Raw genomic sequence first — 14,810 nt, 5'->3', positions numbered from 1 at the left:
TCCGTAATGGTGCGGGTTGCCAACAGGAATGGGGGGCACTGTGTCTTTTTTCTCTTTTTTTCGTCAGCAACCAGCAAAGACGGCATCTGAACAAAGAAAAGCGGCACGCAGCCTCCCCCCCACCCGGGCAACTCCGGCCGCGGCCCCCTCGGTTGCGGCGCACTCGCCACTGATGCCAGAAGTGCCCGTTCCGCCGGAACTGAGCGCCTACCAATGGCATACCGAGCAGAACCTGGATGCCTCGCGTCAGGATGCTCTGTTGAAAGCCATCAAAGGCATCCCGCGTCCCCCACGCTCGATGCAGAAGCTGCTGTCGCCGGAGTTCGTGGCCAAGGCCGGTTCGGCCGAGCTCAGCGAACTGGTGATGGGTGAGCCACTGATTGCAGCCAAAGTGCTGTCCACCGTGAATGCACCCCTCTACGGCCTGCAAAAGCCGGTCACTGGCATCGGGCAAGCGGTGACCTTTCTGGGCATGAACACGGTGCGCAGCCTCTGCCTGCAGTACATGCTGGCCGAGGCCTTCAAGCCCAAACTGGCCGAAGCGCAGCGCTGCTTCGACGCCATCTGGCAGGCCAGCGCCATTGCCAGCGAACTCTGCGTGCGGCTGGGCAAGGCGCTGAACCTGCCCGACATGGGCAACCTGTCGACCCAGGTCGTTCTCAGCTTCGTGGGGCAGCTCGCGGCGGCCTCCCTCATCCCGGCTTCGCGCCTCGAGCAATGGCACCACCAGGATCGGCTGCAGCGTGCGTGCACCGAACAGGAACTGCTGGGTCTGAACGCCAGCGAAATCGGCAGCTTGCTGATGAAGTCCTGGGACCTGCCGGAGGGTCTGATCGATGAGGTCCGTGGCGTCGGTCGCCAGCTGGTCACCCCTTTCATGGTGACCGACCGCGCCCGAGCCCCGCGCTTTGCGCTGGCCTATCTCTGCGCCCGGCTGGGCGAGCGCTTCGCACTCGGCGAGCTCGACAGCCTGGAAGGCTACGACCCGGCGCTGGACATCGCTGCCGACACCCACCACCTGCGCGCCAGCCTGGCCCACCCCGCCCTGGCCCGACTCGATCAGGCGCTGGCCGCGCCCGAACTGCAGGCCGCGCTGGACCAGATGATGGGCCGCACCACCGCCGAGGCTTGACCCCGGTCAAGCGCCCTGGCAGGGGTTTGCGGCTACAGTGACGCCCCATGGACGCGACCACCACCTCCGAAGCCCCCGCCCAGGCCACCACCGGCCTGAACTGGACCCCGCAGCTGCAGACCGGCGACGGCCGCATGGACGACACCCACGAAGAGTTCGTGGACATGCTCAACCGGCTGCTGGCCACGCCCCAAGACCAGCAGCTGCCGCTCTACCTTGAGTTCGTCGAGCACACCAAGGAGCACTTCGCCCAGGAAGAGCGCTGGATGGTGGCCACCGGCTTCGCACCCGACAACTGCCACGCCAGCCACCACGCCACCATCATGGAGACGCTGCACGCCGTGGTGGAGCACTACGAAAAAGACGACAAGGAAATCATCACCCGCCTGGCCGAGGCACTGGTCGAGTGGTTCCCGCAGCACGCCGCGAGCATGGACGCCGGACTGGCGCTGCACATGAAGGAAGTCGGCTTCGACTCCCGAACCGAAACCCTGGCCGACCCGAGCAAGGTCCGCCCGGCCACGATGAGCGGTTGCGGCAGCGTCAGCTGCAGCTGAACCGTCAGTAGGCCGGCGGTTCGATCCACCCCGGCAGGGCCGTCTGGTCGACCTTCATCCGGGTGGGCGGAAAGAACGCCGACGGCGACGCGCCATAGCAGCGCGTCCAAACCTTGGCGAAGTGCGCTGAATCGGAAAATCCAGCCATCTGGGCCACCTCTGTGAGCGGGTGCCCTCGCCCTAGATGGCGCGCCGCCAGCCGGATCTTGCACGACAGGGCATAGACCCGAAGCGACAGACCAGCCTGCGCAGAGAACAGACGGGAGGCATGCTCGACGGACAGTCCGAGTTGCGCCGCAAGTTCCGTCAGCTCGCGCGACGGGTCGCTCTGGATTTCAACCATCATCCAGCGCACCCGGGGATCCAGATCAGGCACGGGTGCGAACGCCGACACAAGCTCCCCAAGGGCACGACGGATCGCCTTGTCCAGCGCCTGACCCGCAAGCGCGTCGGCCAGGAAGGCAGTGCCAACGGATCGCAGCGCGTTGAATCCCAGGTGGTCAAGGCTGCGCACCCGCGCGTCGGCCGCCTGGACAAACCGGCGAAACGCCCAATGCAGGGGCTCGACATCGATCAGCAGAAAGGGAATGCCGGCCGCCCAGAGCGAGCGCTCGACCAGGGGCGCCACCATCAGCAGCTTGCCGGACACCTCTCCCTGATCGGTGGACACCACCAGTCCCCTGTGCTCGTCCAGCGACTGCAGCAGGGTGACCGAATGCCGGCACGCCCGGCTCTCCAGGCTGTGGCAGGCGAAACAGAAGCTGTCGCCCAGGAGCCGGCAGCGGGCGCCCTGCGCCCGACCAGCCCTGTGGTCTTTCTCGGCGCCCGAAACATCTGAAGAAGCCATCTGACCGCCCCACAAAAAGAAGGGCGCACCTGGCGAACAGGCGCCCCCGTGCTAGCGCTGCGCATCGTAGCGTGCCTGCGCCCGCACAGCTTTTTCCTCCATGGGAGCGTCCGGCACCGGGTCATCCCGCATCAGCTCCAGCAGCCTGCGTGTCACAGCCTCCTCCTCCCCATAGAGCCGCCGGGCGACCTCCTCTCCGAAGTAGCTGCTTCTCAAGGCCCGGAGTTCGTCCAGTTCGGCCAGTCCCTCCTCAGGCACCAGCGGCGCCTTGGCAGAAGACGACGACAGCTTCTGGGCCTGCTCGTAGCCCTGGTAACGAACAACGAGGTCCCTGGCCGCGGCCGCCGCCTTGGGCGGCAAGCCGGCCAGTTGCTCGTCAAGAACGTTGGCGAGGCGCTCTGGTGGCGTCAGCACCACGAGGTTCTCCATCGCCACCCGCATGCGCTCGTCCAGCTTCAGGTTGCCCGCCAGGTCGACCCCGAACACCCGGCCACCGCCGCTTGACGGTGCCTGAACCGGGGGCATCCAGGCTTCGACCGGGGCCGGCAAAGGGGCTGGCTCGGGCTCCGTGCCCAGACGAGCATCCAGCCAGAGGCTGGGTGCGGTCCGGGACGGCGTCGCAGGCGCCGAACCGGTGACCAGCGGCGCCGATCCGGGCTTCTCTTCAAGACCCTTGACCCAGAACGCCACCACCACCAGCAGCACGCCACAGCCGGCCACGAGGCAGGCATTCACGCGCTTCTTGTCCATGGCAGTCAGTACGGGCAGTTGCTCTGATAGCGATCAAAACGCAACGTGGTGTTGTAGCTGTTGTGCTCCGCGCCGCACAGGAAGGTCGAGTAACGGGTGTCACCGTCCATGAAACGCTTCATCCAGGCCACACCGTAGCGACCGATGGCCTCGTTGCGCACGTTGGGTGCAAAGTGCGTCGCGTTCTGCAGCTCAGCATACGCCTTGGACGTGGTCGACGGGATGCTGGTGTAGAACGGCCGGGCGTGCACCGTCACGGCGGCGACGGTGTCGCCGTCGGCGCCGAAGATCATGGTGGGCACCCGCACCTGCGTGAAGCTGCTGGTGGTGTTCCAGGGCGTGAGCGGGAACGCGGCCTTGAGCGTCGGGTCGTCCTCGGCCGCAATCAGCGAGCCGCCGCCACCCATGGAATGCCCGGCCACCGCCTGGCGCGAGGGGTCGATGCGCCCCCGCACCGTGGCACTGGACCGGTTGAGCGCGTGGCTGAGCGCCGCCCGCAGCTGTCGCGCGCGCGAAGAGGGCTGGTCCAGTGTCGAGTTGGTGTTGATCACGATCACCACAAACCCATGCGACGACAGCTTCTCGCCGATCCAGGCCACGCTGCTTTGAGTGGCCGTGAAGCCGGGACTGATCGCGATCAGTCCGTACTGACCCGCGGTGCGCGGGTAGTAGATCGTGCCACCGCCAAAGCCGCTGGCCGAGAGTCGGGACACGCTTTCGCTGGAGATGCTGAGGTAGCCTGAAGTCGCGTTGAGCGATGACGAGGTGGGCGCGGTGGTCTGCGCCTGAGCCAGCCCCAGAGTCACCAGGGAAAGAAGGCAGGCGGCGCGCCATGTCAGGTGCCGGCGCGGGTGGATCGGTCGATCGGTCATGATGTCTCCTTGATGGATTGGTTGGTCTTGTTGGCGCCACTGCCTGTCCGTCTGGAACGGACGGCACGCGGCCAGGCCATGCTAGGAAGCCGTTCATCCGCGCGCTTGTACCGACTTGATGTGGGCGCTGCATCGAAACACAGCCACTGTCGCCAACGAGACAACAAAGCTGGGCAGCTTGTCCAACCAAACCCATTCAACTTGATGAACACCCCCACCGCCGTTACCCCGCCTGCGGGCAGCCGCATCGCCCAGCGCCTGGAAGGTGCCAACTTCCACGATGCATGGGCCATCGATGCCGCCGACCCGTCGCTGAGCGCGCTCGGCCAGTTCCTGAAATCGGCCCGGGCCACGCCGCGCTGGGTCGACGCCTGCATGACGCTGCGCAACCGTGCGGTGCAGCTGGTGGGCCTGAAGAACCTGGGCGAACTCTCTGAGATCAACCCCGCCCGCCCCGACGCGGATTACCGGCCTGGCGAGCGCGTGGGCATCTTCACCCTGTTCGAGAACACGCCCGACGAGGTGCTGCTGGGCGACCGCGACAAGCACCTGGACGTGGTGGTCTCGGTGCATTGCGCCCGCCCGACCGGTCAGCCCGTGCGCGTGACCGTCACCACCGTGGTCCACACCAAGAACCTGCTAGGCCGGCTGTACATGCTGCCGGTCAAGCCCATGCACACGCTGATTGCGCCTTCGGTGCTGCGCACCATCGGACTTCGTGCCCAGGTGAACACCTGAGCGCCCGGAGCCCACCTCATGCTGCGAGAACAGATTGATCAGCATGGCTGTGCCATGGTCGAAGCGGTCCTGGCGGCCACCGAAGTGCAAGCGCTCGGTTCGCAACTGGAAGCGGGGGGCGGCAAGCCGGGCCAGCGCGAGCGCCTCGTCGAGCCGTGGTGCGCCGAGCTGACCGCCCGTCTGCGCCGCCACCCAGCGCTGGCGCCGGTGCTCACTCCCGACCTGGTCGCACTGCAATGCATCTGTTTTGAAAAGTCGGCCGACCTCAATTGGCTCGTGGCGGTGCACCAGGACCTCAGCTTTCCAGTCGTGGGCCAAACGAACCATCCAGACTGGAAGGCCTGGTCGCGCAAAGACGGCACCCAATATGTGCAACCCCCTGTGCAGGTCCTCGAACAGCTTCTCGCAGTGCGTGTGCACTTGGACGCCTGCGGCCCCGATGACGGCGCGCTTTCAGTGGTTCCCGGTTCGCACCTGCAGGGCGTGATCACACCGGACGAGGCCATCCGCCTGCGCGCAGGGGACCAATCCTGCCCAGCAACACCCGGCGATGCCTTCCTGATGCGCCCCTTGCTGCTGCACCGATCTTCCAAGGCCCTGGGCAGCAGCCGGCGGAGGGTGCTTCACTATGTCTTCGGTCCGCGCGCGCTCCCCGACGGAATGGCCTGGCTGCATGCGGCGTGATGCAAGCAGGCACCCCATCGGTGCCCAATGCACCAGCAACAATCATTTGGCTCAGTTTTTGCTTTGACATGGTGCGATTCGCCATGCAGACCCTGTTTTGGCGCCAATCACGCACCAAAACAAGCCTTCTGCACGGAGATTTTTCATGGACGCACTCAAACAGGGCGCAGATGCCCTGTTCATCCTGCTCGGCGGGATCATGGTTCTGGCCATGCACGCCGGTTTCGCCTTTCTGGAGCTCGGCACGGTTCGCAAGAAGAACCAGGTCAACGCCCTGGTCAAGATCCTGGTCGATTTCTCGGTCTCGACCATCGCCTACTTCGTCGTGGGCTACGGCGTCGCCTACGGCACGCACTTCTTCATCGGCGCCGAAACGCTGGCGCAGAAGAACGGCTACGACCTGGTCAAGTTCTTCTTCCTGCTGACCTTTGCCGCCGCCATCCCGGCCATCATTTCCGGCGGTATTGCCGAACGCGCCAAGTTCTGGCCGCAACTGATCGCTACGGCCGTCATCGTCGGCTTCTTCTACCCCTTCTTCGAAGGTATCGCCTGGAACGGCCACTTCGGCGTGCAGGCCTGGATCGAGGCCACGACCGGTGCGACCTTCCACGATTTCGCCGGCTCGGTGGTGGTGCACGCCGTCGGCGGCTGGATCGCCCTGCCCGCGGTGATCTTCCTCGGCGCGCGCGCCAACCGCTACCGCAAGGACGGCGGCATCTCGGCCCACCCGCCCTCGAACATCCCGTTCCTGGCGCTGGGCGCCTGGATCCTGTGCGTCGGCTGGTTCGGCTTCAACGTCATGAGCGCCCAGACGCTGGACAAGATCTCGGGTCTGGTCGCGGTCAACTCGCTGATGGCCATGGTCGGCGGCACGCTGGCCGCGCTGATCGCCGGCAAGAACGACCCTGGCTTCGTGCACAACGGCCCGTTGGCCGGCCTGGTCGCCGTCTGCGCCGGCTCGGACCTGATGCACCCGCTGGGCGCACTGGTGGTGGGCGTGGTGGCTGGCTTGCTGTTCGTCTCCATGTTCACGTTGACCCAGAACCGCTGGAAGATCGACGACGTGCTCGGCGTCTGGCCGCTGCATGGCCTGTGCGGCACCTGGGGCGGCATCGCCGCCGGACTCTTCGGCCAACAGGCGCTGGGCGGCCTGGGTGGCGTCAGCTTCGGTGCGCAACTGCTGGGAACTGCCATAGGCGTGGCCTGGGCGCTGCTGGGCGGGGTGGTGGTCTACGGGTTGCTCAAGCTCACCCTGGGCCTTCGGCTGGACCAGGAAGAGGAGTACGACGGCGCCGACCTGAGCATCCACAAGATCAGCGCCACGCCGGACCGCGAAGTCAGCTGGTGACCCGCGTATGCGCATCCACCGTTCGGGTGCGACGCGATCCGACGACCGCGGGCCGTTGAAGCGCCGCGCTCCCTTGGCGCCAGGCGCTTATTCGGGGGTGTAGCCCGCTTCCGCAATGGCGCCGGCCGTGGTCAGCCAGCAGCCATCCCGCTTCCTGGCGATGTGCTCGAGTGCGCGCCGGAGCTGGCGCAGGCGGAAGGGCTGCCCAGTGATCATCGCGTGCAGGGCGATGCCCATGACCAGCGGCTGCGGATGGCGGTCGGCCTGCTCAAGCATCTCGTCGAACTGGTCCACGATCATGTCCGCAAAGTCCCCGGCGTGCATCTGTCGCCCGATGATGGCCGCGCTGTCGTTGAGTTCCTGCGGATACGGCACCGCCAGGAGCCGTCCACCCCTGGTGCGCAGCCACACCGGCTGGTCGTCCATGCACCAGTCCAGCACATAGCGGTAGCCCGCTTCATGCAGCAGGTCGGGTGTGCGTTCGGTTTCGGCAATCCAGGGACTCAGCCAGCCGGCCGGCCGCCGCCCCTCGTGGCGGGCGATCGTCTCGGTGACGTGATCGATCAACGCCCGCTCGTCCTCCTCCGCCAGATCCGCCTGGTGTTCGGAGTTCGTGCGCCCGTGGGAGGCGATCTCGGCGCCGTCGGTGCGGAAGGCGGCCACCAGGTCGGGTGCGACCGCGTAGAGCTCGCTGTTGATGAGCAGGGTCACCGGCAGCCCGCACTGCTGCAGCAACTCGCGCAGACGCCAGGCGCCCACGCGGTTTCCATATTCGCGCCAACTGTTGTTGAGCACGTCCGGCGCGGGGATGCCGGGCACGAGGTCTTCGACGAGGCCCTCACCGAAGGCGTAGTGCTCCAGGTTGAGGGCCACATAGACGGCGAGCCCGTGGCCACCTGGCCACCGCCCCGCCGGTCGGGACACGATGGGCGTATAGGGAAAACGGCCATGACTGCGCAACATCGGGATCTCCGTGAAGGGGGTATTCAGGCGCCTCGACCGAGGCGTGCCGCGATCGCGTGGTCCACATCCACCAGTTCGCGCGGTGGTGGCAAGGCATAGCTGCCCGCCGTCGGCTTGGGCAGCTTCAGCTGCGCCAGCAACTCGGCCTGGCGCACGGCGGCGTCGATGCAATCGACCACCGGCACGGGCACCGCCCCTTGCACGCGCGCAGGGACACCCGCCATCACGGCGCCGGTGAGCACGACCACTTCCGCACCATCGCGTTCGACCAGGTCACAGGCCGTGCGCTCGATCTCGCGGTCGAGTTCGTCGTGGGTGCCCCGACCGTAGGCGGCCGTGCTTTCGAGCGCCCGCCAACCTGCGATCCGGCTGGACAGGCCGTACGACGCCACCAGCTCCTGGTACAGCGGCAGGACACGACGACCGAACAGGATGATGCCCATGCGCCCGCCCAGCATGCAGGCGGTGTGCAGGGCCGCCTCCGTCATGCCGACCACAGGCACCGGCAACAGTTCGCGCGCGGCCCGGACACCCGTGTCGTAGGAAACGGCCACCACCACGGCGTCGCAGCCCTCGGCGTGCCGCGCGGCGAGCACGATGGTCGAGTGCTCGCCCATCGCCAGTTCGGCGCGGGTGGCGATCACCCGCGCACCAAAGGTGCCCGTGACCGGCACGATCTCGGTGCCCGGTGAAGCGCTGCGCCGCGCTTGCGCGGCCACCTTCTCAGTGACGATGTCCGACGTGTTGGCATTGATGACCAGCAAGCGCATGGGAGGCTCCCGGGGCTCAGTTCGCGGCGAAAACCGCCTCGAAATCGACTTCGCCGTCATCGTCGCGCCCGAAATCGAGTGAGGCTTCCACATGCCCCAGGTGGTCGACCATCAGATGCGCGGCCTTGTCCGCATCGCGCGCCTCGATGGCATCGACCAGGTCGCTGTGCTCGTGGTATGGGCAGGCCGGGACGTTCGGCGCGTCGTAGAGGATGATGACCAGGCAGGTCAGCGTCTCCAGCTCGCGCATGGTGCGTGCAAGAAAGCGGTTGCCGGCAATGTCGGCAATGATCTGGTGGAACTCGCCTGAGAGGCGAATGATGGCGCGCTTCTCGTTGGCGGCCCGGGCAGCGTGCTCCAGACCCACGTGATCTCTCAGGCGACGGATGTCGGCCGGCGTGGCGGTCGCCACGGCGCGGCGGATCAGATCCGGCTCGATCAGGCGTCGCGCCGCGAACACTTCCCTCGCCTCCTCCACCGATGGGCTGCTCACGTATGCACCCCGGTTGGGCTGCACCGTCACGATGCTGTCGTGCGCCAGCCGCTCGATGACCTGCCGGATCATGGTCCGGCTGACGCCGAACACCTTGGCCAGCTTCTCCTCTCCCAGCTTGGTGCCCGGCGGCAGCCGGTGCTCGACGATCGCCAGCACCACGCGCTGATGAATCGCGTCGACGCTGAGCTCCTTCTTCATCTGACTGATGGAGGGTCTTCCACGCTTCTTTTGTATGCTTGTTTCTTCCATTTTGTATCCAATATGTGCGCCAGTTTAATCGCTTGTGTTCTGCCAAAGCAAGAATGATTCGGTGAAATCCCACATAAATACATAGAGGAAAGCCAAGTTCAGCATTGCATGCAAACCTTTTGGCCCGCTTCTTGCAAACACGAAGAAGGGAGCCCTTGTTGCGCACCAATTCGATGCCGAAGGACTTATGAGCGAGTTGTTTTTGTATGCAATATCTTGTTGTTTTGCATCCAACTTGATGCGCTCGCGATCCCATTATCCCGAACCCACAGGAGCTTTCCTCATGACCCCTTCCTGGATCGGCCGCCTCGGCCTCACCTTCGCCCTCTCGCTCACCGTCGTCTCGGCCGCCTGGGCACAGGAACGCATCCGCATTGCCGGCAATTTCAGTGACAAACACTCGTCGTCCATCGCCATCGAACAGTTCAAAAAGGACGTCGAGGCCGGCACCGGCGGCAAGGTGATCGTCGAGACCTTCCCGAACATGCAGCTGGGTGGCGCCCAGGAGAACGTCACGCAGACGCGCGCCGGCACGATCATGGGGACCTGGGTCGGGATGGCCTTTCTCTCCCGCACCGTGCCCGAACTGGAGGCGGTGAGCCTGCCCTTCCTGTTCCCCAACCGTGAAGTCGCCTACAAGGTGATGGACGGCCCGATCGGCGAACTGATCGACAAGAAGCTCGAGGACAAGGGTTTCATCGCGCTCGGCTTCATGGAGCTCGGCTCGCGCCAGGTCACCAACAGCGTGCGTCCGATCAAGACCATCGCCGACCTCAAAGGTCTGAAGATCCGCCTGCAACCCAATGAGACGCACCTGGCCACCTTCCGCGCGCTCGGCGCCAACGCGCTGTCCATGGACATCAAGGAGGTGTACTCGGCCATGGAGCAGAAGGTCATCGACGGCCACGAGAACCCGTACAACCTGATCTACGACAGCCGCTTCTTCGAGGTGCAGAAGTACGTATCCAACACCGCCCACTTCTTCGACTTCATCGCCGTGGTTGCCAACCGGAAGAAGTTCCAGGCCCTGCCCCCCGAGCACCAGAAGGTGATCCGGACCGCGATGGACAAGGCGGTGGCCTGGCAGCGTGACGCCGCCGCGAAAGCCGACGTCGCCGCGCTGGCGGAACTGCAGAAGAAGGGCATGCAGTACGACGCCATTCCGGCCTCCGAGCGCGAAGCCATGCGCCGCGCCACCGCGGGCGTCGTGGACGACATCAAGAAGCGCGTGGGCGCCGAGCTGGTGGACCAGGTGCTCGCCGAAGTGAAAAAGGCCTCGGGTCAGTGACGCCCCGCCGGTGACGACATGAGCCGCCTGCTCCCTCCGAACCTGCAGCAGCACCAGGGTCGCCTGCGGCCCATGGCGCTGACCCTTCACACCCTGGACACGCTGGCGGGCTGGTTGATCGTCGCGCTGCTGGGTGCCATGGTCGCCGTCGTGTCGTTGCAGGTGGTGCTGCGCTATGGCCTCAACAGCTCGATCGGCTTTGCCGACGAGCTCGCCCGCCTGACTTTCGTGTGGTCGATCTTCCTGGGCATCCCCCTGGGCATCCGCATCGGTTCACACATCGGCATCGAGCTGCTGACCGCCCGCCTGCCCGATGTGGTGCAGGACGCGCTGCTGCGCGCCATGGCCCTCGCCGCCGCCGCCATGATGGTGCTGGTGGCCTGGCAGTCCGCCCTCATGGCCCTGGACCAGTGGGACGAACTGATGATCTCGATGGACGCCAGCGCGGGCTGGTTTCTGGTGGCCGTGGGCGTGGGGTGCGCCCATTCGGCCTTGCACCTGATCTGGATTGCCCTCACCGGCAAACCCAAAAACACAGAAACGGCGGCCACCGAATGAGCCTGCTGATCATCTTCGTCTTCCTCGGCATCGCCGCGCTCGGCATGCCGCTGGCGTTCTCGCTCGGCATCGCATCGGTGGCCGGCCTGGCCTACAGCGATGTCGATTTCAACCTGCTGCCGTCGCGCATGATGAACGCGGTCAACGCGTTCCCGCTGATGACCATTCCGTTCTTCATCCTGGCCGGCGAGCTGATGATGAAGGCCGGCATCATGGAGCGGCTGATCGATCTGGCCAATGCCGTGATCGGCCGCGTCCGCGGCGGCCTGGCCCACGTCACGGTGCTGGCGGGCATGGGACTGTCCACCGTGTCCGGCGCCGCGGTGGCCGACGCCAGCGCGCTCGGCAGCACCATGATCCCGTCGCTGCGCAAGGTGTATGGCGTCGGCTTCTCGTCGGCCGTCGTGGCGGCCGCGGCCAACCTGGGGCCCATCATCCCGCCGTCGGGCGCCATGATCGTGTACGCCTTCATGGCCGGCCCCACGGTGTCCGTGGGCGGCCTGTTCATGGCCGGCGTGGTGCCGGGCGTGATCCTGGTGGCTTCGATAATGTTCCTTGTCTGGTACATCGCCAGGAAGCGCAACTATCCGCTGACCGGCGAGGCCTTCTCGTGGTCGCGCGTCGGCCATGAGCTCAAGCGCTCCTGGATCATCTTCCTGATGCCCATCATCGTGATCGGGGGCATCGTGGGCGGCGCGTTCACCGCCACCGAGGGCTCGGCCGTCGCGGTGGTCTATGCGCTGCTGATCGGCTTCTTCGTCACCAAGCGGCTGACCCTGGCCGACCTGCCCGAAGCCATGGTCCGCACCGCCATCACGTCCGCCGTGGTGGGCGCCATGATCGCTTTCGCATCGGTGGTCACCTACATGCTGACGGTGGACCAGCTGCCGGCCCAGTTGACCGCCCTGCTGCGCGGCCTGACGTCGGACCCGCTGGTGTTCCTGTTGCTGGTGACCCTGTCGCTGTTCGTGGTCGGCTGCTTCCTCGAATCGAATGCGGCGTACATCATGCTCGTGCCGCTGCTGCACCCGATCGCCCTGCTCTACGGCATCGATCCGCTGCATTTCGGTTTCCTGTTCGTGTTCAACCTCGTCATCGGCATGCTCACGCCGCCGGTGGGGGTGGTGCTGTTCGTGCTGTGCGGCATCAGCGGCGTCAAGCTGGGCGAACTGGTCCGGCACGTGTGGCCTTTCGTCGCGCTGATGTATGGCCTCCTGCTGCTGTGCGCGCTGTTCCCCGGCATCGTGCTGTGGCTGCCGCGCCTGATGGGGTACTGACCATGTCGGCCGCCATTTCCCCCCGCGCCCTGTTCGAGGCCCCGCGGCACTTCGTCGGCTGGGTCACGCCCTCGGCCAACACCGTGGTCGAACGGGTCACGCTGGGCATCCTGCGCCATTTCCCCGAGGTCTCGCCGCACTTCTCGCGCACCTCGGTGGTGGGTGCTGTCGACCCGTTTCCGCTGACCTACGACTTCGACGACATGCTGGCAACCGCCCGCGTGCTGGGCGATGCCCGGCTCGACGTGGTGGCCTGGAACGGCAGCAAGGGGGGCAGCCTGGACTTCCGGCTCGATCACGAACTGGTCGCCCGCATCGAGGCGGTCACCGGGGCAGCGTCCACCACATCGACCCTGGCGATCGACACCGTCTTCCGCGAGGACGGCATCACCCGCTTCGCACTGGCCTGCCCCTACGTCGACAGCTACCGCGACCGCATCGTCCGCAGCTTCGCGAAAGAGGGATACGGCTGCACGGCCGCCCTCAACGCCGGTCTGTCGGACAACTACTCCTTCAGCCAGATCCCGCTCGACACCATTGCCGCCATGTTGCGCGAACTGGCCGCCTCGAAACCTCAGGCCATCGTCTGCTTCTGCACCAACTTTCCCGCCGCACCGATCGTCGCCGAGCTGGAGGAAGAGCTCGGCGTGCCGATCTACGACACGGTGACCATGGGCGTCTGGGGGGCACTGCGCCTGCTCGGCATCGACACCCGGGCGGCCCGCGACTGGGGACAGGTGTTCGGTCGATGAGCGCCGCCGTGTCACCGCCCCTGTGCATCCGCCACGCCCGGGTGCTGGCCCTGGACGACGCGGGGCACGACTGGCCCGACGCCGACATCGTGATCGACGGTGGCCGCATCGTCGCCATCGGGCCGGGCGCCGCGGCGCAGGGCGTGCCCGCCGGCGCGCGCACCATCGACGCCCGCGGCCAGCTCGCCATGCCCGGCCTGATCAACGCCCACTTTCACTCGCCGGGCAACCTGATGAAGGGCGTGCTGCCGGGCTACCCCCTCGAAGTGTTCATGCTGCACGAGGTGCCACCGCTGGCGGCCGGCGGCGACGCTTCGCGCCTGGCCTATGTGCGCACGATGGTCGGCGCCCTGGAAATGCTGCGCCGAGGGGTCACCGCGGTGCACGACGACGCCTACCACGTGCCGGTGGCCAGCGCCGAAGGCATCGACGCGATCCTGCAGGCCTACGCGGATGCGGGCATCCGCGCCACCGTGGCGATCGACCAGCCCAACGTGGTCGAGTACGAGAAGTACCCCTATCTGGCCGAGCTGCTGCCGGCCGCCGAGAAGCGTGCGATGGACGCCGCTCCCCGCCAGAGCACGGCCGAGCTGATGGCCCTGTACGAGCACCTGATTTCCCGCTGGCACGGCGCCGCGCAGGGCCGGCTGGCCGCGGCCGTGTCCTGTTCGGCCCCGCAGCGCGTGACCGACGACTACTTCGCCAGCCTGTCGGCGCTGTCGAAGGCGCACGACCTGCCGTTCAACATCCACATCCTCGAAACCCGCCTGCAACGCGTGCTGGGGCAGGTGAAGTACGGCAAGTCGCTGCTGCGCCATGTGCACGACCTGGGCCACCTCGACGAACGCATGATGGTCATCCACGCCATCTGGGTCGACGAGGCCGACATCGCCCTGTTGGCCGACAGCGGCTGCACCGTCGCGCACAACCCGGTGTGCAACCTGCGCCTGGGCAGCGGCGTGATGCCGTGGCGGGCCCTGCGCAACGCCGGGGTGCCCATCTGCCTGGGCACCGACGAGATGAACACCGACGACGCCATCAACCCCTGGCAGGTCGGCAAGACCGCGGCCATGCTGCACACGCTGTCGTCCGCCGACTACCGCACCTGGCCGGAACCGGCCGAGGTGCTCTGGTCCATGACACGGGGCGGCGCCAGCGCGCTGAGGGCCGAGGGGCGTCTGGGCCAGCTCGTGGAGAACGCCGAGGCCGACCTGATCCTGCTCGACCTCGACACCTCGGCCTTCACGCCCCTGAACGATCTGCAGCGCCAGCTGGTGCATTGCGAGGATGGCGCTTCGGTGCGCACCACCATCGTTGCCGGCCGCGTGGTCTTCGAGGAGGGCCGCATCACCACCCTGGACGAAGCGGCGCTGCGCCGCGAGATGCGGGCGCTGATGACCGGCTACGCCGACCAGCGCGCCGACGCCGTGCGCGCCGCCCAGCGCCTGGAACCCTACTACCGCGCCATGCTCGACCGCGCCGCGACCGTCGACGTGGGCCTGCGCCGTTCGCTCATCTGAACCCTCTCA

General features: G+C 66.5%; 16 protein-coding genes. 10 read left to right on the top strand and 6 right to left on the bottom strand.

Annotated elements, in window-relative coordinates:
* Window positions 1–259: 259 nt before the first annotated feature.
* Together ACFOPI_RS14965 and ACFOPI_RS14960 are read left to right on the top strand one after the other, a co-directional pair.
* Window positions 260–1,132 carry an HDOD domain-containing protein gene (locus ACFOPI_RS14965; protein ID WP_382175295.1) on the top strand — a complete coding sequence of 291 codons (873 nt, stop codon included), beginning with the start codon at window positions 260–262 and terminating at the stop codon, window positions 1,130–1,132.
* Between the two features lie 47 nt (window positions 1,133–1,179).
* Window positions 1,180–1,689, top strand: a complete 510-nt coding sequence (locus ACFOPI_RS14960; protein ID WP_382175293.1) for a bacteriohemerythrin — start codon at window positions 1,180–1,182, stop codon at window positions 1,687–1,689.
* A gap of 4 nt (window positions 1,690–1,693) precedes the next feature.
* On the opposite strand, the gene ACFOPI_RS14955 is transcribed toward ACFOPI_RS14960, so the two are convergent.
* From ACFOPI_RS14955 to ACFOPI_RS14945, 3 genes are read right to left on the bottom strand one after another with little or no spacing between them, the layout of a single operon-like run.
* Complete coding sequence (locus ACFOPI_RS14955; RefSeq protein ID WP_382175291.1) at window positions 1,694–2,536, bottom strand: helix-turn-helix transcriptional regulator; 843 nt, start codon at window positions 2,534–2,536, stop codon at window positions 1,694–1,696.
* Between the two features lie 51 nt (window positions 2,537–2,587).
* Window positions 2,588–3,271 carry a lipase secretion chaperone gene (locus tag ACFOPI_RS14950; protein WP_382175289.1) on the bottom strand — a complete coding sequence of 228 codons (684 nt, stop codon included), beginning with the start codon at window positions 3,269–3,271 and terminating at the stop codon, window positions 2,588–2,590.
* Window positions 3,272–3,291: 20 nt separating this feature from the next.
* Window positions 3,292–4,158 carry an alpha/beta hydrolase family protein gene (locus tag ACFOPI_RS14945; protein WP_382175287.1) on the bottom strand — a complete coding sequence of 289 codons (867 nt, stop codon included), beginning with the start codon at window positions 4,156–4,158 and terminating at the stop codon, window positions 3,292–3,294.
* 204 nt (window positions 4,159–4,362) lie between these two features.
* Between ACFOPI_RS14945 and ACFOPI_RS14940 the strand changes: the two genes are divergently transcribed.
* The 3 genes from ACFOPI_RS14940 (at window position 4,363) to ACFOPI_RS14930 (ending at window position 6,928) form a co-directional block, all read left to right on the top strand.
* A complete protein-coding gene (locus ACFOPI_RS14940; protein WP_382175284.1) occupies window positions 4,363–4,896 on the top strand; it encodes a DUF2867 domain-containing protein in 534 nt (177 codons plus the stop codon).
* A gap of 18 nt (window positions 4,897–4,914) precedes the next feature.
* Window positions 4,915–5,580, top strand: coding sequence for a phytanoyl-CoA dioxygenase family protein (locus tag ACFOPI_RS14935; RefSeq protein WP_382175281.1), 666 nt, complete (start codon window positions 4,915–4,917; stop codon window positions 5,578–5,580).
* Window positions 5,581–5,725: 145 nt separating this feature from the next.
* Window positions 5,726–6,928, top strand: coding sequence for an ammonium transporter (locus ACFOPI_RS14930; protein ID WP_382175278.1), 1,203 nt, complete (start codon window positions 5,726–5,728; stop codon window positions 6,926–6,928).
* An 87-nt stretch (window positions 6,929–7,015) separates the two neighbouring features.
* On the opposite strand, the gene ACFOPI_RS14925 is transcribed toward ACFOPI_RS14930, so the two are convergent.
* Genes ACFOPI_RS14925 through ACFOPI_RS14915 form a run of 3 tightly spaced genes read right to left on the bottom strand, consistent with a single transcriptional unit; the run spans window position 7,016 to window position 9,355 of the window.
* Window positions 7,016–7,891, bottom strand: coding sequence for a polysaccharide deacetylase family protein (locus tag ACFOPI_RS14925; RefSeq protein ID WP_382175275.1), 876 nt, complete (start codon window positions 7,889–7,891; stop codon window positions 7,016–7,018).
* Window positions 7,892–7,914: 23 nt separating this feature from the next.
* Window positions 7,915–8,661, bottom strand: a complete 747-nt coding sequence (locus ACFOPI_RS14920) for an aspartate/glutamate racemase family protein (protein ID WP_382175272.1) — start codon at window positions 8,659–8,661, stop codon at window positions 7,915–7,917.
* Window positions 8,662–8,677: 16 nt separating this feature from the next.
* On the bottom strand, window positions 8,678–9,355 hold the full coding sequence (locus ACFOPI_RS14915; RefSeq protein ID WP_382175270.1) for a GntR family transcriptional regulator: 678 nt from the start codon (window positions 9,353–9,355) through the stop codon (window positions 8,678–8,680).
* A gap of 334 nt (window positions 9,356–9,689) precedes the next feature.
* On the opposite strand from ACFOPI_RS14915, the gene ACFOPI_RS14910 reads away from it, so the two are divergent.
* From ACFOPI_RS14910 to ACFOPI_RS14890, 5 genes are read left to right on the top strand one after another with little or no spacing between them, the layout of a single operon-like run.
* On the top strand, window positions 9,690–10,694 hold the full coding sequence (locus tag ACFOPI_RS14910; RefSeq protein ID WP_382175267.1) for a TRAP transporter substrate-binding protein: 1,005 nt from the start codon (window positions 9,690–9,692) through the stop codon (window positions 10,692–10,694).
* 18 nt (window positions 10,695–10,712) lie between these two features.
* Entirely contained in the window at window positions 10,713–11,252 is a 540-nt protein-coding gene (locus ACFOPI_RS14905) for a TRAP transporter small permease (protein ID WP_382175264.1), read from the top strand.
* Window positions 11,249–12,529 carry a TRAP transporter large permease gene (locus tag ACFOPI_RS14900; protein WP_382175261.1) on the top strand — a complete coding sequence of 427 codons (1,281 nt, stop codon included), beginning with the start codon at window positions 11,249–11,251 and terminating at the stop codon, window positions 12,527–12,529. The genes ACFOPI_RS14905 and ACFOPI_RS14900 overlap by 4 nt, the downstream gene beginning before the upstream one ends.
* 2 nt (window positions 12,530–12,531) lie before the next feature.
* Window positions 12,532–13,281: a maleate cis-trans isomerase family protein gene (locus tag ACFOPI_RS14895; protein WP_382175258.1), complete on the top strand. Its 750-nt coding sequence runs from the start codon at window positions 12,532–12,534 to the stop codon at window positions 13,279–13,281.
* Window positions 13,278–14,801 carry an amidohydrolase family protein gene (locus ACFOPI_RS14890; protein WP_382175255.1) on the top strand — a complete coding sequence of 508 codons (1,524 nt, stop codon included), beginning with the start codon at window positions 13,278–13,280 and terminating at the stop codon, window positions 14,799–14,801. The genes ACFOPI_RS14895 and ACFOPI_RS14890 overlap by 4 nt, the downstream gene beginning before the upstream one ends.
* The last annotated feature ends 9 nt before the right edge of the window (window positions 14,802–14,810 follow it).

This window comes from Hydrogenophaga luteola, assembly GCF_042648585.1.
In the GTDB taxonomy this organism is placed as follows: Bacteria; Pseudomonadota; Gammaproteobacteria; order Burkholderiales; family Burkholderiaceae_C; genus Hydrogenophaga; species Hydrogenophaga luteola.
The sequence above is the reverse complement of the archived record's forward strand: the minus strand, read 5'-3'. Positions and strand labels throughout refer to the sequence as shown.